Raw genomic sequence first — 18,291 nt, forward strand, 5'->3', positions numbered from 1 at the left:
AAGGAATCCTCCGTGCCCGAAGCCGCTCCCCGTCCCACTGCTCCGGCCGACACCCTCACCCCTGACCGGGACATCACCCACCGGCACTTCGCCCCGGGCGACCGCGTCGTGGTCCTAAAGGGGATCGCGGGCGACGAGCTCTGGGGGGACTCCATGACCGTCGTCACCCCGTCCTGGCACACACCCACCAACGAGGACGGCTGGCGGCTGCGTGACCCCAACGGCGGTCAGCACACGTTCGTCACCGCACACCCCCGCTATCTCGTCCATCTCAACCGCCGCTGCGCCGACTGCCTCATTTACCTGCGTGCCATGGAAAGGCTCATGGTGCGCAGGGCCAACGCGGACAGCACCGCCGTCGACTGCGGCTGGTACACCCTGACCGCCCTCGACCAGCTCGTCCACGTCGCCGACAGCTCGGGCCGCAGGTAGCCAGCGCCATGCCCCTGACCACCCGCATCGTCCATATCGGCCGCGATCCGCACTCCGACGAAGTCCTCGCCCGCGGAGGCGACGCCGAAGCCGAGTCCCTCCTTGAACGCAGCGGCTTCATCCCCATCCACCGAGGCCACGACCGGTACCACCGGCTTCCCCGGGGCCTGGAGCCGGACGAACAAGTCCGTCGGGCCCGACGCGCCGTCGCCCTGCTCAAGGCCGTCGGATATGCCCCGCAGCACGACCCCGACTTCGCCTCCGACGTCCGTGCCATGCACGACCTCACGCTGGGCGCCCAGGTCGCCGGACTCGCGGAGCACATTCGGGTTGCCCAACACAGCGAGTGGGCCACCGCCGCGATCACCGAGCTGGTGGCGCCCGACGACGGGATCCTGCCCGCCGTGGCCGAGGTTCTCCACTCCACGGCCGACTTCCTGCAAGGGCTCGGAGACGAAGCCGACCCGGCTCACGCCAACCGGATCCGCCACCTCGCCGATCAGCTCTCGGTCATCACCACCGAGGTGGGCGCCTACCGAAACCTGCTGGCCGACCGGCACACCGCCCACCCGCTTCGCCCCGCATGCACCGGAGTCGACCCCCTGGAAGCGGAAGCCTCCGTCACCTGCTCGTGCCCACCAGCACCGCCACCACCGACATCCGCCCGGCGCACCCGATGACCCCCCACTGAAACGGAGCACTCGCGCATGGCCAGCGACGTCACCACAGACAGCACCCACGCAGGGCATGTCCTCGGCGAGAACCACGCCGCGGCACAAATCAACATCGAACGCAGACACCGCGGGTGGAGCACGACCAGTCTCTCCGACCGGCTCAACCACAGCGGATGCCGAATGAACCCGTCGGCGGTGTGGCGGATCGAGAACGGCAAACGGCGTATCCACCTCGACGAGGCAATTGGATTCGCCCAGGTCTTCGGGATTGCCCTCACCGACCTCGTCAGCCCGCCAGAGCTATCCACCAAGGCCACAGAGCTGATCGAGGGTTTGGCTCGCGCCGAACGCGCCGTCCAGCAGGCCCAACCCACCCACCGGCAGGCAAGCGATCACCTGACCGCCTACCTCGCCAAACACCCTGACATCCACGAGTGGCCCGGCGCCCCGAACAACGAGTAGGGCACGCCCCCCCAGCTCCACCACCTGTCCTGCGCGAACCGCCTCCCCTCCACCCTCCCGAGATCCCCATGCCTTCCAACCCGCCCCGCACCGACCTCGGCGCCTTCGCCCACGCCCTCGCCGCCCGGCTTCCCGGCGACACCTGGACCACCACCTACGCCCGCCACGGCGAATACCCCGACCAGATCCGAACCACCAAAGAACTTTGGGACATCGGGGCCGTCGGATACGCCGCGACGAACTTCGTCCTGGGCCACGAGGCGGTCCTCGCCCGCGGCGATGGAGCCCGTCTGCTGATCTTCGATCGCCCCCTGTGCCGCCGCCAGTTCATGGTGGGCGCCCTGCAGCCGGAAGCCCACGACGACGCCTTCCACCTGGTGGCCGAACCCAACGGCCTCGCCATCCCCGCCGACCCCGCCCGTGCCGCGGCCCAAATCGCCCGCAGGCTGCTGCCCCGATACGAGACGGCACTCCGGCAGGTCCGGCACAACACAGCCCACCCGGTGCCCCGTCGGCCCGCACCTGCGGTGATCGCCGGGAACGTCAGCATCGCCTGGTATCCGGACGGTGCCGTCGGCGCCGTCACCGGCAGTCCCGAAGCCACCGGCCTCCTCTACATCCACGGCTTCCAGTACCACCCCTACCACCGCATGTTCCTGCTGCCCGCGTCCTACGGCGACCGGCAACAGCTCGCCCGCATCCAGGCCGTCTCGCAACGGCTGGCCCAGATCGGCGTCGGTGTCACGGTCCGCCCCGCCCCCACAGCGCCGAAGCCGACATCGCGGCCCGCCCGTCCCCCGGCCCCAGCCGTCGCGTCCCCCAGCCGCTGACCCACCACCCGAAGGAGTCCCCGTGGGCAATGTCGCCGATGAATCCGGCACCGATGTTGAGATCTACCGTCGGGCCTTCAACCCCGACACGATCCACGTCGTCAGCCGCACCGGAGCCCCCGAAGAACTGCTGGCCCTCCTCGACAGCGCCGGCCTCGAACGCAAGACCGAGAAGACCTCAGGCCCCGTCTACGTCTGGCACGAAACACCTCAGGGCCTGAGCGAAGAGGAGCAGAAGGGGCTGGTCACCCGCTCGATGCTCCCGGTGCTCATCGCCGACTACGACGTCAATATCGATCCGGACGTGTACGACGTGACCGCCTGGGCGAAGGCCATCTCCGAACACCGCTCGGCCCAGGCACAGGCGTCGGGTCCTCCAGCTCTTCCCCCCACCGGACCGGCCAGTCCCACAGCCCCTCGGTCCCGCTGACCTTCCTCTTCACCTGGCTGTCCCCGGCGTTTGAGGCCGGGGACAGCCCCCTCCTCGCCCAACCGGAGCACCACGATCCCGACGTCCCCGCCCACCCCGCCGCCGATCTCCGCCGCCCGCCGCCCACGCCTTGCCGTCTTCCTGCTCCGCCGGTACCTGCGTGCCGTGACCGCCTCGTCCTCCGGGCGCCACAACGTACTGGCCACCGGAGCCTTCGGCGTCCTGCACGAGTCCCGCCGGCGCACCGCCGGCCCCAACCGCACCGGAGGAACGTGACCCTCTACGACCCGCAGGCGCTCGTACGCCAAATCACCCAGGAGATCAGTCGGCTGACCGCCCACCTGGACTCCGCCGAACCGGCCGAAGCCGCCCAGGTACTCGCACAGGTGCTGGCTCCCGAGGGCATCCTCGACCAGGTCACCGACCTGATGGCCGCTGGCTCACGGTTCGCCCGGGACCGTGCCACCGTCGGCGCGCTGCCCGCGGAGGTCTGGCTGGCGATCGGCCGAGCCGCGAACGAACTCGCCGCTGTGAGCAACGACCTCGCCGAGCACACCGAAGACCTTCATCGTCTCGCCCGTCCGCCGGTCGTCGTCGGCATCCCGCCGGTCGCCTCGCCGCTCGTCGCGCGGAGGCACCGGTGAAGAAGCAATGGACAGGCTGGGGCCCGACGGCGGACCAGCCCGAGCAGCACTACCTCGTCGAGCCGCGGCACCTGGCCGGCGGCGGCGACTTCCGGTACGTGGCCGAGTATCTCCGCGCCTCCGGCTGGAAGGACCTCTCCCGTACCGGCGGGCCGATCGTCTTCGACAGCCCCGACCGGACCGTACGGATCGGCTTCGATCCGCACAGCATGCCGGGTGGCTGGACCGTCTCTGGTCAAGCCATCGGTGACCAGGCCGCCTGGCACGCCACCCTCACCACCACGGTGCCGGTGGAGGTCGTCGCCGGGTTCACCGACACCCTGACCAAGCCGCGCTCCGCCCATGCCCCCAACCCGTGGGCTCCGTTGGAGGAACACGGGTGGGAGACCGAGCGCGGCCAGCACTTCACCGCGGTATCCCCTGACCGGAACTGTTGGCTGCAGTTCCACCAGAACGAACCTGGCCAGGCTCACTGGTGGGCCGGTGCCCGCACGGAACACGGCCGGACCTGGGACGCCGTGTTCACCCCCACCACCCCGATGCACCTCGTCGAAGGCTTCTCGGCCGCGCTGGCCGACCCCACCCCGGTCATGCGTCCGCGCGGGAACATCCCCGCGACGAAGTGGGTCCGCACCACTTCCGTCTCCGTACGGCCCTCCCAGCTCGGGGCGTGGCAGCAGGCACGGATCACCGCCGCCCGCGCCACTACCTGGGCCCGCAACTCCTGGGCAGCAGCCCGCCCGGGTAGGCACGCCCCGGCCGCCAGCCCCTATGCGTCGGCCGGCGGCACACACCAGAGGCGTTAGCCCCAGAACTACGGCTCCCCCTTCGGTAAGGACTTTCATGCCCGGATCCGACTACGCCGACCTCACCCCCGACGACGTCCAGGAGGTCACCCGCACCCTGATCCGCCTCACCCGGTACATACGCAGCAACCCGGACGCCAACAGCTTGCTTCCCTATCTCGTACCGCTCGTTGACAAGTACGACGGCGCAGTGGCTCGCCTCTCCCAGGCGCTTGCCGAAGTCAACAGCTACTTCTACGGCAGGCCCGAACTCACCGGAGAAGCCGAGGACCTCGACCACCTGTGGGGCGTGTACAGCGATGCCTCCGAGTTCCTCCTGGAATACAACAAGCTCGACTGGCAGCTGGGCGCCATCCGTGCCGAGGTCGAACGGCAGGCCGCCGCTCCCAGCCGGCAGGCAGGAAGCACGTCCTGACAGTGACCGACCGGCAATTCGCCGTCTTCGCCTCCGACCACGAACACAAGCTCGGCTCGGCAATCAGCCCCCGCTACCTGGCCGGGCCCGGCGACCCCCGGCACATCACTCACGCCCTGCGCGCCGCCGGGTGGACGAACACCTCCGACCCGCTCCACCCGTCGATCACGATGACCAGCCCCGACTACGCCCACCACCTCAGCCTCAACCCCGCAAGCCATCACTACGCCTGGAAGATCAGCACCGAGTTCCTCCTTGGCTACTGGTCCGCAACCTTCAGCATCACCACCCCCGCGGAGATCGTGGCCGGCCTGACCGACGCCCTGATCCGTCCCGCGCCTGACGAAGCCGCGCCCACGGTCGTGGAGATCCTGACCGCCCGCGGCTGGGCGCACAGGACCAACGACGCCGGCTCCCAGACGCTGGTCTCACCGGACGGCATCGTCCAGGCCGAGCTGCGTGTCTCCGCCTTCCTCTGCGGATGGGAATTCGAGGCCGCACGCCATCACGGCGAGTACGGCCCCGAGGGGACGCTGTGGCGGGCCTACTTCAACGAGGACACCCCCACGCACCTCCTGGCCTCCGTCGCCGACGCCGTCTCCACGCCGACAGCCGTTCTGCGCAGCCGCTTCGAGATCGACGAGGGCCCCCACCTTGCGGTCGGCCCCGAATTCGCGATCGGCAGCGAGGTGCTCGCCGCGTACAAGGTGCGTTTGGCCCAGGCCCGTCTAACCCGTCCCCGCCCTGCGTCCCCCGCGGCCCGTGCTGTTGTCCCGGCTGCCGCGGACCGGACAGGCGCCCGCCCCTCCCGCTGACCTCGCCGACGTACCCAATGCCAAAAGGATCTGCCCCGTTGCCCATGCCCCCCGACGAAGCCCACCAGCACGCGCTCCGGCGGCTCGGCGCGTTCCTGCGGGAAGCCGAGGACACCCTCGACTCCTGGGACGAATACTCCGACCTGCACACCGACCCGGACGGATGGCCACACGACGAGACCGCCTACGGACGCCGGCAGAGCCACCGCGATGCCGACACCTGGCGGGCCTTCACCACCGTGCGCGACACCGCCGCGGCCATGCTCGATACCGCCGAAGCCCAGCTGAGCCGGATGCCCACCAGCAGTACTTCGCTGCGGCGGGGATGGCACCTGAAGGTCCTGCGCACCGCGCTCAAGGAGATCGACGCCCTTCAGTCCGAGTGGCTCGGCGTCCGCGACACCCTCCCGGTCAGCGCCCGCCCGGGCACCGAGCAGTACGACGAGCCGCTCGCCGAGCGAAACGCGGAGGCCTGGGCCTACCTCGACGCCTGGGCCCTCCACGGGCAATCCGTGATCGACATCGCCACCGCCGCCCGAGCCAAGCCCTCCCGGAAACCCGCGCCCCCTGCTCTGGCACCGGCCCCGCCCTCGACAGCGGACTCCACCGTCGGGCCGCGGCGGTGAGCCGGATACACGAGCCCTCCGTCGAGCAGGCCCTCGTCAGGCCTCGCTATCTCGCAGGACCCGGCGACCCGGCCTGGGTCACCGCCGCGCTCCACCGAGCCAGCGGATGGAGTTACGGGCACGACCCCCTTCTCGCCCGCGTTGTGCTGGCCAGCCCCGACCAGCAGGCCCTGCTCCGTCTCGAACCCGAGCCGGACCAGCCGTGGTGGGTCATCCGCCATGCCCGGACTGCCAGCACGCCGGCCTGGCAGGCGAGCTTCGGCGCCCGCACACCGGCCGAGATCATCGCCGCGTTCACCGACGCCCTCACCGACCCGGCGACTCCCTCGGCCGGCGGCAGCCCGTACGAACCACTGCGGGACGTCGGATGGCAGCCGGCCCGTGACCACAGCGGGTTCACCTCCCCTGACGGCATCGTGCAGGTCGAGCGCTTCACGGAGACCGGCTCCGGCACCTGGTTCATCGACGTGGCCATCAGCGGCGACCCTGTGGGGCTGATCTGGCGGGCACAGTTCGGGGCCGGAACCCCGGCGCACCTGATCTCGGCGGTCACTCGGGCCCTGGCCGATCCCTCACCGCTCCCCCGCGACCCCCAGCGTGCGCCCCCTCTGGGGCAGGGCCGCATGCAGACCGATATCCGGCAGCTGCCCGCTGCGGACGTGGCCTTCGCCCTGGAGCGACGTATCGACGCCCTCGTCTCCCGGAGCCCCGTCCCGTGCCGCCCTGCGGCCCCACCCGGACTTGCCGTACAGCCCCGGCCCCACCGCTCCCGCTGACCCAGCCCTCCCCCTTGGAACCGCCCTCTTGTCCAACTCCCCCAACTCCAGTGGTGACGGCTACGACATAGCCTTCAAGGCGCTCCTCGGCGCCATGGCCGTCATCGTCCCCCTGTCCACGCTGTCCTGGCTCGGCGGGAACACGCTCGCCTGGGTCAGCGGCACCGGATCCTGGGTTCCCTATCAGCCGGCCAACGCCCTCCTCCATCCCGACCTCCTGTGGCCGGACAGCGGTGAGACGGCGCTGTTGATCGCCACCCGGATCCTGCCCTCCGTGTTTCTCCTCGCGCTCGTCCTGACCGGCTTCGTCTGGTGGAGGCGCCACAACACGGGCGGCAGGAAGCGCAAGCGCGTCGCCGGGATGGCGAAGCGATCCGACATCGAGCCGCTTCTCGCTAAGGCGATCACCGCCAAGGCCCGCTCGCTGCGCCCCAGCCTGAAGGACGCGAAGGACATTGCCGCGAAGGACACCGGCATCCTGCTCGGCAACCTCCAGGGCAGCAGGCATGAAGTCCGCATGGGCTATGAGGACGTTGCCGTGGCGATCATGGCGCCGCGCTCCGGGAAAACCACGTGCCTGGCGATCCCCGCGATCCTGGCCGCCCCCGGCCCCGTGCTGCTCACCTCGAACAAAGCGGCGGGCGATGCTTTTACCACGACGTATGACGCCCGCGGCCAGGTCGGCCGGGTCTGGGCCATGGACCCGCAGCAGATCGCCCACACCGAGCGTGCCATGTGGTGGAACCCGCTCGCGGGCGCCAAGTCCCTTGAGGGCGCAGGCCGGTTGGCCGGGCACTTCCTCGCCGCCTCCGTGGACGCGAGCCAGCAGGGCGACTTCTGGTCCAAGGCCGGCAGCAACATCCTGTCGCAGCTCTTCCTCGCCGCTGCCCTCGACGAGCGGCCGATCACCGACGTCATGGCCTGGCTCGCCTTCCCCGCAGACCGCACCCCGCTGGACATCCTGCGCGACCACCGCTTCACCGCGGTAGCCTCCCAGCTCAAGGGCACCGTGGAGGGCCCGCCGGAGACCAGAGACGGGATCTACGAGACCGCGAGACAGTACGCGTCAGCCCTCCTGAACTCGGAGATCGCGGCCTGGGTCACCCCGCAGAAGGGCATCGCCGAATTCCAGCCGTCGGACTTCGTCACGGGCACCGACACCCTGTTCCTGCTCTCGAAGGACGGCGGTGGCGGCGCGAGCGCGCTGATCGCGGCATGCGCGGACTCAGTCATGCGGGCCGCAACCGCGGAAGCCGAGCGCGCCGGCGGACGCCTGGACCCGCCGATGCTGGCGATCCTGGACGAGGCCGCCAACGTGTGCAAGATCAGCGACCTCCCCGACCTGTACTCCCACCTGGGCTCCCGCGGGATCATCCCGATCACCATCCTCCAGTCCTACAGACAGGGGCAGAAGGTCTGGGGGGACGCCGGCATGGACGCCATGTGGTCCGCCTCAACGGTGAAGGTGATCGGTTCCGGCATCGACGACCCGGACTTCGCCGACAAGCTCAGCAGGCTGATCGGCGACCACGACGTCGAGACCAAGTCCACCTCCGTCTCCGACACCGGGAAGTCCACTTCCATCAGCATGCGGCAGGAACGAATCCTGCCCGCCGACGCGATCCGCGCCCTCCCCAAGGGCACCGCACTCTGCTTCGCCACCGGCATGCGCGCCGCCATGCTCGACCTGAGGCCCTGGTACCTGGAGCCCGGCGCCGACAGCCTGTCCGCCGCCTCCGCAGCCGCCTCGAGGGGGATCACCGCCCGCGCTGTCGCCAAGGCCGCTCCGAAGAAGACCGACTTCGGGCTGGCCGTATGAGAGACCTCATCGTGGACCTCTTCGCCGGTCCGGGTGGCTGGGGGCATGCCCTGCACGTCCTGGGTGTGCGCGACGTCGGCCTGGAGTGGGACGAATGGGCCTGCAAGACTCGCGCCGCAGCCGGGCAGACCACGATCCGCACCGACGTCGCGCTCTACCCGGTCCGGCCCTTCGTGGGGCGGACCCGCGGGCTGATAGCGAGCCCGCCCTGCCAGGCATGGAGCATGGCCGGCAAACGTCTCGGTCTTGTCGACCAGCCTCTCGTTCACCAGGCGGTCGCCGACCTCGCGGTCGGCCGCGACACCCGGCCCCAGCTGCTTGCCGCCTGCCAGGACCCGCGGTCGCTACTGGCCGCCGAGCCGATGCGATACCTCCACGCCCTCCACACCGTGGGCGAGCCGGAGTGGGTGCTGATGGAGGAGGTGCCCGACGTCGCACCGCTGTGGAAGCAGTACGCCGCCGTGCTGCGCACTTGGGGATTCTCCACCTGGAGCGGCATTCTGAACGCGGCCGACTACGGCGTACCGCAGACCAGGAGGCGGGCGATCCTGATCGCCTCCCGCACCCGTCGGGCCGCCCCGCCCGAACCTACGCACGCCAAGCTCGGCGAGCAGGAATCCCTCTTCGGGCCCGGCCGCCAGCGATGGGTATCCATGGCCGAAGCCCTGGGCTGGGGCCGCACGGACGGGCCCGTGCCCACTGTGTGTGCCGGCGGCGGACCCGGGGGCGGGCCCGAACCCTTCCCGTCCGGCTCCCGTAAGACGCTGTCCGACGCCCGCGACCGCGGCGCCTGGCAAAGCCCCCCGCCCCGCATGGAACCCTCCCGGAGCTCCAAGGCCAGCTCGCCGTGCAGGTGCCGGGGAGGAGCCCGGCCGTCGCCGCGTTGCACGGCCGGGCCGGGCTGGGTTCTGCGTAGCAACAGCCAGGCGAACGCGGCTGTCCGCCCCGTGACCGAGCCGGCCGCCACCTTGTTCTTCGGCAACCGCGCCAACGAATGCATCTGGACCACCCGCTCCACCACGGCTCTGTGCTCCGTCGCGGCGCCGGCCATCCGGATCACCGCCGAGGAGGCCGGGATCCTGCAATCCTTCCCGGCGGCCTACCCCTGGCAGGGCACCAAGGGCCAGCGCTTCTCCCAGATCGGCAACGCCGTCCCCCCGCTGCTCGCAGGGCACTTGATCGCCCCGCACGTGGAACGCATGCTCAACCGCGACGACTTCGTTCTGGCGGCGTGATGGCCGACCACGCCCGCGCCGCATCCGAGGAGGAGCCCCTCGGCGATCCGCCGCCGCTGCCGGTGGTCCACTACGCCGAGCAGGCCCTGCTCGGCGCCCTGCTCCTGGTACCCGACCGCCTGAAGACCATCGGCCCGCTCGAGCCCGAGCACTTCGCCAGCGCCGCCCACAGCAGCCTGTTCGCGGCGATGCGCACGGTGTCCCCGCCCACGCCTGAGGTCCACCGCACCAGCCCGGTATGGCCCAATCAGCTCCTCGCCGCCGCCCAGACCCGCGCCCTGACAGCCGCCTACCTGCACATCCTCATCAGCAACTGCCCCACAGACGCCCATGCCCCGGCCTATGCCCAGATGGTCCGCTCCGGACACGCCCGCCGCCTCCTGCGCCGGCACGCCGAGATCCTCTCCCAGGCCGCCCGCACCCCGGGGCCCGACCCGGCCGGAACGGTACTGGCCCGCGCCGACCAGCTCGCCGTCTACCTCGACGAGCTGGCCACGGCCTTCCCCTCTCACCCCGGGTCGATGCCCCGAACCCCGGAGGTACCCGGCCCGGCAGCCGAGGCGCCTGCGGAGGCGGAAGACGAGGAACGGATGCTGCTGGCCGCAGCGACCGCCCGCCCCGACGACCTGCCGCGGATGCGCTGGCTACACGAAAGCGACTTCACCGTCCCTGTGCACGCCGCCCTCTTCGCCTGCCTGACGGCCCTCGCCCGCAGAGGGGCGCCCGTGGACCCCATCACCCTGCTGTGGGAGGCCCAGCAACGCGGCCTGCTTCACGTGGGGTTCGGCCCTGACGAGGTCCTCGACCTGGTCTCCCATCCCGCCGGGGCTCCCGAGCACTGGGGCCAGAAGATCCTCCAGCGCGCCCTCCTCAGTCAAGCCGTCACGGTCGCCGCCCGGATCGCAACGCTGACGTCGGACGAGGCAACCTCCGTCCACCAACTGGCCACCGGCAGCCGCCGGGCACTCTCCGCACTGTCCTCCGTCCGGACCCGCTGGCACCACGCCACCAACGACCCTGGCGAGAAGCCCCCGTCTCGCCCGTCAGCCGCCCCGCGAACTCCGGCCGTACGAGCTGGCCCCGCCGCACGAACCCCAGCCCGGCCAGGCCGATGACCATTCCCGCCGCGACCGAAAGCCCCTCATGCCTCACGCCCCCGCCGACGCGCTCATCCGCTTCGCCCTCCACCCAGACCACCACCCGGCCGTCATCGCCACGACCTCCGGCTCCACGAGCGACGCCGCCCGCTCTCACCTGCACGACCTCGGCTTCCGCAACATCGGACCGGACACCATGGTCCTCGCCCGCATCGACCACGAGGAGCCGTACTACGCGAACACCGCAGCCAAGCAACTGAGTCGGTACGGCTTCACCGTCGAGATCGAGACGGCTCTCCAGGACGAGATCGACACGGAATGGACCTGGGGCAACTATCCCTTCCCCTGGTGCACCCGCGACGAAGTCCGCGAGGTAAGTGCCGGAGCCCAGCGCATCCACGACGACATCGCCGAAGGCCGCCTGATCATCCACGCGCACGCCAACGACGGGCACACGACCGTCGCCGTGGGCACGTACGCCACTGGCGTCCGCCGCCACGTCCACCTTCACGGAGAGAACCACGTCCGCCAAGTCGCCATGGCCTACGAGGACGAGACTGAGGCCGTGGCAGAGTTCCACAGGCTGTACACCGTCGCAGTCCGGCCCGGCCCCGCCCCGCTCACAGACCTCGAACAGAGCGTCCGCCGAGCCCTCCGCGGCGAGACCACACCGCCGACCAGGCTCCAGCTCACCGAAGCGCAGCCGGCCTCGCCGACGGTCGCCGGTCCCGGCGAACACAAGCGGTTCCTCAACGCCCTTTTCGAATCGAGCCAGCAGTGGGTCAAGCACCGTACCTGGAGCGACGAGACGACCATCGCCGTGCACGAGAGCCTCACAGTCCGGGTCGAGTTCGACCACGAGGCCCGCCATCGCACCGACATCACCTGGACGATCGCCGAGTACGACGGGCCCGTGGGCGAGAGGCTCTGGCGGGCGACCATCACTGCCGGCACCCCCGTCCCCCTCATCCACGCGATCATCGACCACCTCGACGTCCCGCTCCCGGTAGACGCAGCAGAGCCCCACGCTCCTCTGGAGGAGGCCGGCTGGTCCGCAGCAAGCCACCCGGCCCGCACGACGTGGTATGCCCCAACCCGCAGCGTCGCCTTCGAGTACCTGCCGCACGCGGCCGACGACCGGTGGACCGCCTTCGGCGGCGACGACGCGAACCGACCCGCCTGGGCCGTCCGCCTCTCCGCAGGCGTGCCCCACGACCTCCTCGTCCAGCTCGCCGCCGCAGTGGCCAAGGTCGCTTCGCCTCCGCCTTCCGTAACACGGCGGTCACCTCCCAACTCTCGCCTCCCCGCGCGTCCTCCCCAGCCGCGCGCCCGCCTCCACTGAGCCAGGCAACCACGAGACCGGACGGCTGGGGCTCACCCCGTCGTACTGCACGAAGAGGACCGCCTCCGCCAGGTCAGCCGCTCGTACGACAGCCTGCCCCAGGCACTCGACGACTTCGAACAGCTCTACGGGGCGACAGTTCAGAGAGCGTCGGCTCCCTCCACGGACACCGAGACGGCGGCCGCGGCCGCCCTGAGCCCTCTACCGACAACCCTGCCGGAAGCCAAACCTGCGACTCAGGAACTGCCCGCCGAGCCCGTCGTAGAGACCATGCCCGTCTACGCCGCCGATCCGGGCGACCACGAGAAGGTCCTGGAGGCCTTCTTCGAGGAGCATCGCGACGGGAGAAGGCATGCACCTGGAGCGACGAGACCACCCTCGCGAACCACGAGACACAGACCCTGCGCGCCTAGTGGACCCTGGCCGCGTACGACTCCCCTGTCAGCGACCGGGGCGGGCGTCGCAATGCAGCGGGCTCGACATCGTTATGCAGCTCTTCCAGCCGCCCCCTGCGGGAAAGCCGAGAGATTCTAGCGAGTCCACAGTGCCCCTGAGGGTGTTTCCTGAAAATCAGCTGGGCAGGCCGTCCAACTCCGGCCATTCACCATCCACTCCCACACCTTTAATATGATCACCTTACTTCAAGCTTTCAGCGCTACTGAGAACGCTCTTTCGAGGGACAGCGGAGCCCCCTTGCGGGGGTCTAGCATTCAGTCCGGTCTCGCCGGTCCGTGAAATTTTCACGGCGGCGCGAAAGTTGGGCATTCAGGTGGGTTGTCAGCGCACGGAACCAGGCCGTCAGCGCTGGCCAGGAAGCGTATGAGAGGGCATCAATATGATGGGACTGCACAACGGCGTGGCTGCCGGGTCGCTGGTTGGCATCCGGTGGGTCAAGGCGTCTGCGAGCGACGGCCTTAACGACTGCGTCGAGGTTGCCGAGGTTGGTGAAAGCGTCGCGATGCGCAATTCGCGCGACCCCGAGGGACCCGCTCTGATCTTCACCAGGTCGGAGCTGGCCGCGTTCGTCGACGGAGCTTCCAAGGGAGAATTCGACGCCATGACTGTCTGAAACACCCCGGCCACGGGTTGCAACGGCATATTCGGGCCGTCCATCATCTGATTGCATGGGCAGCAAGAGGCTGCCCGCGGTCAGGGAGTTAGATTTGCCCCGTCACCTCGCCTCGCTGCCAGGCCCCGACGGCAAGAAACCGCGGCGGTCCGCTCATCCTCTGGAGCGGGCCGTCGCGGACATGCTGCAGAAGTTCCGTAACGGGCAGCCGCAGGCCGAGGTCCTGGCGGCGGTGCCGGAGATCGGTTCGGTGCCGACACTGAGCCGCTACGAGAACGCCGGCGTGGAGATGAAGCCCGAGAAGGTCGTCGCCCTGCTCCGTTACTACCGCGCGCCGCAGAAGGACATTGAAGAGGCACTGGACTGTCTGAGCCGGGCGAAGCAGATGCCGGGCTGGACTCCGCCGCCCGGCACCGCCGAAGCGTTCCGCGCTCTGTCCGCGGTGGAGTCGTGCGCCAAGGTCATCAGGGCTTACCACGAGTCCAGCATCCCCGGCATGCTGCAGACGCGGGCCTACGCCAAAGAGCTCATGCGGGAATTCAGCCGGACGCAGCGCGACGCCACCCTGCAGCAGAAGCTCCAGACGGAGATCGATGAGCGCCTCGAGTTCCGGATGCGGCGTCAGGCCCTCCTTGACGGGGACAACGCCCCCGTCTACGAGGCCATCATCGCCGAGGCCGCGCTCCTCACCCAGCGGGGCGGGCCGCGCGTCCACCGGGAGCAGCTGAGGCACCTGTACAACGTGGCGGAGAACAAGCCCGGGGTACGCCTGCGCATCCTGCCCGGCTCGGCGCCCAGCGCCGGTTCGGCCCTGCACAACGCCATGACGCTGATCAAGCCGTATGACGATGAGAGGGGCCGGGTCGTCTACCTGGAGAACAGGAACCGGGGCGGCGAACTGATCACTGACGAGGCCGAGGTCGAGGCCTACATGCAGTCACTGAACGAGCTGTGGGTGGATGCTGGCGAGAAGCCGGACACCATGAAGTTGCTCCAGCGCTACATCGACCAGCTCAACGACTGAGTCCGCCGCCTCAGGCCCTACTTGATGAGAGCGACTCCGCCGTACTCGATCCACTCCTTGCTGTTCTGGCGTGGCGCGAGATCGCTGTCGGGACGCCAGAGGGAGACTTCTACCGGCTCCTGCTTCGGCACCTCCAGCAGTTCGAGCTGGTCGAAGAAGCGCGTCACCTCGCTGAGTGAGCGGACTTCGCCCCAGTTGCCGCCGGTGACGTCGTCCATGAAACCGGTGATCTCAGCGCGCAGGTCCGGGTCGTCGCTGGCCAGTTGGGAGATCACCATGTAGCTGCCGGCGGGCAGTCGTTGGGCGACCCGCCGGACCAGGCCCCACGGATCGTCGGTGTCCCGAATGCAGTGCAGCACGGAGACGAACAGCGCCGCGACCGGCTGGTCTCCTCGGAGGAGCCGCTGCACCCACGGTGATTCGAAGATCTGGTCTGTCGCCCGCATGTCCATCTCCAGGACGGCGGTGGTCGACGGGTCCTCGGCCAGGCTCATCCTGCCGTGCGCCGACACGACGGGGTCGTTGTCGATGTAGACGACTTCGCACGACGGGTCCACCGCTTGCGCCACCTCGTGGACGTTCGGACTGGTCGGCAGGCCCGAGCCGTGATCGAGGAAGCGGCGCACCCCTCGCTCTTGGGCAAGATATCGGACTGCTCGGACGAGGAACGCGCGGTTGACAAGGGCGAGGTCTTTGGTGCTCGGCGCGATTCGCAGCAATTCTTCGCAGGCGTCCCGGTCGACCTTGTAGTTGTCGGTCCCACCGAGAAGATGGTCATACATTCTCGCGACGCTGGGTTTGCTGAAATCAAGAATGAGAGGCTCCCCACGCTCCCGGCCACACGTATCCCATCGATACGCCAGCCCTCCGAAGGTAGAGATCACATGCTAGGAGGACGGTCCGCTCCAGGGCTACCCGCAGCCACCAACGAGCGAAACGCGTTCGGAGCCAATTTGCCACGGAACTGACGTGAAACACTCCGGCGCACACCACCGCAGGTCAGACGGCATCCGACCCGGGCATATGCCGACCCGCATTGGGGCGGGCGGCGTTCCTCAGCGCCGTGCTGCGCAGCAGCTCGAAGCCAGCGGACGACAGGCCCATGGCCTGGCCGCCGTCGGCGGCTGAGCATCCGAGCCGGTGACGCAGGACCAACGCATCCGCCTCTTCGGCACGAAGATCCTCGTACAGGGCTCGGATTCCCTCCGTTCGATGGGGTGCGAGGGCGTCCGTCAGGAGCGTCCAGGCATAGCCAGAAGGTGACGCGCTCCGCAGCGCCGCGGACCACTTGGCCCCCACCTGCTCCAGGACGGCCCGCGCGACGTCGCGCCCGACGGGCGTGCTCCCGGTGACGGCCGTCGCGAACCGCGAGTAGACCGGCCAGTGTTCACGGCAGAAGACCGTATAAGCAGTCACAGCACAGCGGCGGCCCGGGTCTTCGCCGCAGGGACTACCCGCCCTGCCAACACGTTCGTCGTGTGCTCTCAGCATCGGATGGCTGGAGCGTGGTTGCATGCTTGTCACCTCGTTCCCGGGCCGGGCCGCGGGGCAGCAGCGGGCGGCTCGAGGCAGTCGGGTTTCGCGAGGGCTCCTGGTGGGTCAGGTGGTCGGCCGCCGCACGGACAGTGCGGCGGCCGGGGCGGGAGCCAGGTCAGCGCAGGCGGCGGACCTTAAGGAACACCAGGCCGCTACGGTCGGTGCAGACGGCGACCGAGACGGTAAGCAGAACCTGGGTGGGGATCGACTCCGGCCTGAAAAGGGACGTGACGATCACGCCGGCCATCAGCGCGGTGCCGAGGCGAAGCCGGAGCAGAAGAACACTCTCCACGGCCGTTTGCAGGATGCTGGAGATCGGAATGCTAACCTCTGGCACCGCCGGAAGGGCGCTCGCGAGCTTTCGGCGGACGTGCTGGATCATCGACTTTCTCCTTAGGTCGTCATGCACTGGTCCGGCACGGATGGAGGGGCTTCGAGGCAGACGCCAATCGATCTCGAAGCCCCTTTTCCGTTCCTGTCCGGACAGTAGCCGCATGATCTGACCAGCAAAAATCCCCGATAGCCGTGAAAACGGAACAGGGAACTCCCGATATTGGGCGCGCAGCCGGCCAGGCGACGCGCCGTTTCGACCAAAAAGGGAAGCGGACGGCGCAAAAGCGGAAGTCAGCGATCGAACCTACCGCGGAAGCCTGCACGCTGGCGTGAAATCCGGCGCGCGCCACCGGCCAGCGCTATCACTCTTTAGGGTGAAGTTGTTCGGCTCTCCTGACAGGCTGCAGCAGCCCAGGCTTCCAACGCGAAATCCGGTTTGCAAATCTGCCGGGCGAGTTCGAGGAGAAGGCTCAGGCCTCGGCGAGATCACGCTCCCGCTGGGCTCCTCCACGCCTTCGGCCGTCGGGGCAGTTCGGCTGGGTCGAGCACACAGATCACCCGGCCGCTCGCCGACGTCGGACGGCAGCCGGTCATCGACGGCGGCGGGGCACCTGAACCGGACCCGCCGCCTTGACGAAACCTCTCGACCGACCGCGGCCACGCTTCCCGACCGGCCGCCGGCATCCAAACCAGTGGCACGACCCGCTTACCGCCAGACCCCGGAACGGGACCCGCAAGAACCGACCGCAACCCGCAACTGCCCCCACTGCCAGCAGCCGGAACCGGCTGGCTGTGTCCCGAGCCCTCGAGAACATCGACCCGCGGCCAATCAATCCGCCTTCCGACGCCGTTGTCACCGGACATCTGCAAGCTATTGGAGCCCAGGCGCTTCCCCGGAGTCCGCCGAAATTCGCAGTGATCACCCCGTCATGTCCCCTACCCTGCCGGACACCAGCAGCCCCTCATGACGAGGACTCCCCGATGACGAGCAGCCCTGCCGTACGCCCAGAGATCATCGACTTCTACACTCGCTCCGACGAAGCCACGCGGCTGTACACCACCGCCACGGGCACCTTGGAACTTGCACGCACCCGCGAGTTACTCCGCCGCCACCTCCCGCCCGCTCCGGCCCGCGTCCTTGACGTCGGTGGTGGCCCCGGGACACACGCCCGCTGGCTCGCCGAAGACGGCTACACCGTGCACGTCGTGGACCCCGTACCCAAGCACGTCGACCAGGCCGCCGCCCTCGACGGAGTGACAGCCGAACTGGGCGACGCCCGCCACCTCACCGCCGCAGCCGGCACGTACGACGTAGTACTGCTCCTCGGCCCCCTCTACCACCTTCACGACAAGGCCGACCGGCTCTCCGCACTGACCGAAGCAGCCCGCGTGGTCCGGCTGGGAGGCCTCGTCGCCGCAGCCGCGATCTCCCGCTACTCCCCGCTCCTGGACTACATGGCCACCACCGGCATCACCGAGCCCGCCATCCAGGACGGAGTGCGCGACACCCTCGACCAGGGGCGCTATGCCGGCCAGCGCGGCTTCACCGTCGCCTACTTCCAGACCTCGGCCGAGCTCCGCGCCGAGGTCACCGAGGCCGGACTCACCGACCCCACCATCTACGGAATCGAAGGACCCGGCTGGGTCGCGGTCAAGGCCATCGAGAAGTACACCGACACCAACCTCTTGGGCACGGCGATGTACGACGCAGCCCTCGCCGCGGCCCGCCTCGCGGAACCGCACCCTGCGCTCACCGACGCCTCTGCCCACGTTCTGGCCGTCAGCCGAGGCTGACCGGTCTACGGTTCCTCGTGGTCGAGGTTGGGCACGGATCAGAACGACCGCCATCGGCCCGAGGCCGCCGGACGGTGCGCCGTGCAGGCCATGGTTCACACGCGCTACGTTCAATGACACAACGACTACTTA

Annotated in this window: 21 protein-coding genes; 18 read left to right on the forward strand and 3 right to left on the reverse strand. The window is 69.4% G+C overall.

What is annotated here, in order from left to right:
* Positions 1–12: 12 nt before the first annotated feature.
* The 17 genes from ACWCP2_RS08725 to ACWCP2_RS08805 all read left to right on the forward strand — a co-directional run bounded on the left by ACWCP2_RS08725 (position 13) and on the right by ACWCP2_RS08805 (position 14,496).
* A complete protein-coding gene (locus ACWCP2_RS08725) occupies positions 13–432 on the forward strand; it encodes a hypothetical protein (protein WP_450907861.1) in 420 nt (139 codons plus the stop codon).
* Between the two features lie 8 nt (positions 433–440).
* Entirely contained in the window at positions 441–1,112 is a 672-nt protein-coding gene (locus ACWCP2_RS08730) for a hypothetical protein (protein ID WP_450907862.1), read from the forward strand.
* Between the two features lie 27 nt (positions 1,113–1,139).
* On the forward strand, positions 1,140–1,568 hold the full coding sequence (locus tag ACWCP2_RS08735) for a helix-turn-helix domain-containing protein (RefSeq protein ID WP_450907863.1): 429 nt from the start codon (positions 1,140–1,142) through the stop codon (positions 1,566–1,568).
* A 68-nt stretch (positions 1,569–1,636) separates the two neighbouring features.
* Complete coding sequence (locus tag ACWCP2_RS08740) at positions 1,637–2,398, forward strand: hypothetical protein (protein ID WP_450907864.1); 762 nt, start codon at positions 1,637–1,639, stop codon at positions 2,396–2,398.
* A gap of 22 nt (positions 2,399–2,420) precedes the next feature.
* A complete protein-coding gene (locus tag ACWCP2_RS08745; RefSeq protein ID WP_450907865.1) occupies positions 2,421–2,828 on the forward strand; it encodes a hypothetical protein in 408 nt (135 codons plus the stop codon).
* Positions 2,829–3,100: 272 nt separating this feature from the next.
* Positions 3,101–3,472 (forward strand): hypothetical protein, encoded by a 372-nt coding sequence (locus ACWCP2_RS08750; protein ID WP_450907866.1) that lies wholly within the window; start codon positions 3,101–3,103, stop codon positions 3,470–3,472.
* Positions 3,469–4,278: a DUF317 domain-containing protein gene (locus ACWCP2_RS08755; RefSeq protein WP_450907867.1), complete on the forward strand. Its 810-nt coding sequence runs from the start codon at positions 3,469–3,471 to the stop codon at positions 4,276–4,278. The genes ACWCP2_RS08750 and ACWCP2_RS08755 overlap by 4 nt, the downstream gene beginning before the upstream one ends.
* A 37-nt stretch (positions 4,279–4,315) precedes the next feature.
* Positions 4,316–4,693, forward strand: a complete 378-nt coding sequence (locus tag ACWCP2_RS08760; protein ID WP_450907868.1) for a hypothetical protein — start codon at positions 4,316–4,318, stop codon at positions 4,691–4,693.
* Positions 4,694–4,695: 2 nt separating this feature from the next.
* The gene (locus ACWCP2_RS08765; protein ID WP_450907869.1) at positions 4,696–5,508 is read left to right on the forward strand and encodes a DUF317 domain-containing protein; all 813 of its coding nucleotides are present in this window, start codon (positions 4,696–4,698) and stop codon (positions 5,506–5,508) included.
* Positions 5,509–5,552: 44 nt separating this feature from the next.
* Entirely contained in the window at positions 5,553–6,134 is a 582-nt protein-coding gene (locus ACWCP2_RS08770; RefSeq protein WP_450907870.1) for a hypothetical protein, read from the forward strand.
* On the forward strand, positions 6,131–6,910 hold the full coding sequence (locus tag ACWCP2_RS08775) for a DUF317 domain-containing protein (RefSeq protein ID WP_450907871.1): 780 nt from the start codon (positions 6,131–6,133) through the stop codon (positions 6,908–6,910). Before ACWCP2_RS08770 ends, ACWCP2_RS08775 begins: the two co-directional genes overlap by 4 nt.
* Before the next feature lie 28 nt (positions 6,911–6,938).
* Positions 6,939–8,729 carry a type IV secretory system conjugative DNA transfer family protein gene (locus ACWCP2_RS08780; protein WP_450907872.1) on the forward strand — a complete coding sequence of 597 codons (1,791 nt, stop codon included), beginning with the start codon at positions 6,939–6,941 and terminating at the stop codon, positions 8,727–8,729.
* The gene (locus ACWCP2_RS08785; protein ID WP_450907873.1) at positions 8,726–9,964 is read left to right on the forward strand and encodes a DNA cytosine methyltransferase; all 1,239 of its coding nucleotides are present in this window, start codon (positions 8,726–8,728) and stop codon (positions 9,962–9,964) included. Before ACWCP2_RS08780 ends, ACWCP2_RS08785 begins: the two co-directional genes overlap by 4 nt.
* Complete coding sequence (locus ACWCP2_RS08790) at positions 9,964–11,079, forward strand: DnaB-like helicase N-terminal domain-containing protein (protein WP_450907874.1); 1,116 nt, start codon at positions 9,964–9,966, stop codon at positions 11,077–11,079. The genes ACWCP2_RS08785 and ACWCP2_RS08790 overlap by 1 nt, the downstream gene beginning before the upstream one ends.
* A 28-nt stretch (positions 11,080–11,107) precedes the next feature.
* Positions 11,108–12,403, forward strand: coding sequence for a DUF317 domain-containing protein (locus tag ACWCP2_RS08795; protein WP_450907875.1), 1,296 nt, complete (start codon positions 11,108–11,110; stop codon positions 12,401–12,403).
* Between the two features lie 835 nt (positions 12,404–13,238).
* Positions 13,239–13,472 (forward strand): DUF397 domain-containing protein, encoded by a 234-nt coding sequence (locus tag ACWCP2_RS08800; RefSeq protein ID WP_450907876.1) that lies wholly within the window; start codon positions 13,239–13,241, stop codon positions 13,470–13,472.
* Positions 13,473–13,527: 55 nt separating this feature from the next.
* Positions 13,528–14,496 (forward strand): DUF5753 domain-containing protein, encoded by a 969-nt coding sequence (locus tag ACWCP2_RS08805; protein WP_450907877.1) that lies wholly within the window; start codon positions 13,528–13,530, stop codon positions 14,494–14,496.
* A 17-nt stretch (positions 14,497–14,513) separates the two neighbouring features.
* Here ACWCP2_RS08805 and ACWCP2_RS08810 read toward each other — a convergent pair whose 3' ends face one another.
* The 3 genes from ACWCP2_RS08810 to ACWCP2_RS08820 form a co-directional block, all read right to left on the reverse strand.
* Complete coding sequence (locus ACWCP2_RS08810) at positions 14,514–15,359, reverse strand: SAM-dependent methyltransferase (protein ID WP_450907973.1); 846 nt, start codon at positions 15,357–15,359, stop codon at positions 14,514–14,516.
* Positions 15,360–15,495: 136 nt separating this feature from the next.
* Positions 15,496–16,011, reverse strand: coding sequence for a hypothetical protein (locus ACWCP2_RS08815; RefSeq protein WP_450907878.1), 516 nt, complete (start codon positions 16,009–16,011; stop codon positions 15,496–15,498).
* Positions 16,012–16,147: 136 nt separating this feature from the next.
* Positions 16,148–16,414, reverse strand: a complete 267-nt coding sequence (locus ACWCP2_RS08820; protein WP_450907879.1) for a hypothetical protein — start codon at positions 16,412–16,414, stop codon at positions 16,148–16,150.
* Positions 16,415–17,346: 932 nt separating this feature from the next.
* On the opposite strand from ACWCP2_RS08820, the gene ACWCP2_RS08825 reads away from it, so the two are divergent.
* The gene (locus ACWCP2_RS08825) at positions 17,347–18,159 is read left to right on the forward strand and encodes a class I SAM-dependent methyltransferase (RefSeq protein ID WP_450907880.1); all 813 of its coding nucleotides are present in this window, start codon (positions 17,347–17,349) and stop codon (positions 18,157–18,159) included.
* Positions 18,160–18,291: the final 132 nt, after the last annotated feature.

This window comes from Streptomyces sp. NPDC002104, from assembly GCF_053593795.1.

What these genes read in the sequence shown, in the direction of transcription:
- ACWCP2_RS08760 (WP_450907868.1), top strand. Translation starts at nt 4,316, where the DNA reads ATGCCCGGATCCGACTACGCCGACCTCACCCCCGACGACGTCCAGGAG.
- ACWCP2_RS08785 (WP_450907873.1), top strand. Translation starts at nt 8,726, where the DNA reads ATGAGAGACCTCATCGTGGACCTCTTCGCCGGTCCGGGTGGCTGGGGG.
- ACWCP2_RS08740 (WP_450907864.1), top strand. Translation starts at nt 1,637, where the DNA reads ATGCCTTCCAACCCGCCCCGCACCGACCTCGGCGCCTTCGCCCACGCC.
- ACWCP2_RS08795 (WP_450907875.1), top strand. Translation starts at nt 11,108, where the DNA reads ATGCCTCACGCCCCCGCCGACGCGCTCATCCGCTTCGCCCTCCACCCA.
- ACWCP2_RS08730 (WP_450907862.1), top strand. Translation starts at nt 441, where the DNA reads ATGCCCCTGACCACCCGCATCGTCCATATCGGCCGCGATCCGCACTCC.
- ACWCP2_RS08815 (WP_450907878.1), bottom strand. Translation starts at nt 16,011, where the DNA reads ATGCAACCACGCTCCAGCCATCCGATGCTGAGAGCACACGACGAACGT.
- ACWCP2_RS08825 (WP_450907880.1), top strand. Translation starts at nt 17,347, where the DNA reads ATGACGAGCAGCCCTGCCGTACGCCCAGAGATCATCGACTTCTACACT.
- ACWCP2_RS08800 (WP_450907876.1), top strand. Translation starts at nt 13,239, where the DNA reads ATGATGGGACTGCACAACGGCGTGGCTGCCGGGTCGCTGGTTGGCATC.
- ACWCP2_RS08770 (WP_450907870.1), top strand. Translation starts at nt 5,553, where the DNA reads ATGCCCCCCGACGAAGCCCACCAGCACGCGCTCCGGCGGCTCGGCGCG.
- ACWCP2_RS08735 (WP_450907863.1), top strand. Translation starts at nt 1,140, where the DNA reads ATGGCCAGCGACGTCACCACAGACAGCACCCACGCAGGGCATGTCCTC.
- ACWCP2_RS08790 (WP_450907874.1), top strand. Translation starts at nt 9,964, where the DNA reads ATGGCCGACCACGCCCGCGCCGCATCCGAGGAGGAGCCCCTCGGCGAT.
- ACWCP2_RS08820 (WP_450907879.1), bottom strand. Translation starts at nt 16,414, where the DNA reads ATGATCCAGCACGTCCGCCGAAAGCTCGCGAGCGCCCTTCCGGCGGTG.
- ACWCP2_RS08805 (WP_450907877.1), top strand. Translation starts at nt 13,528, where the DNA reads ATGGGCAGCAAGAGGCTGCCCGCGGTCAGGGAGTTAGATTTGCCCCGT.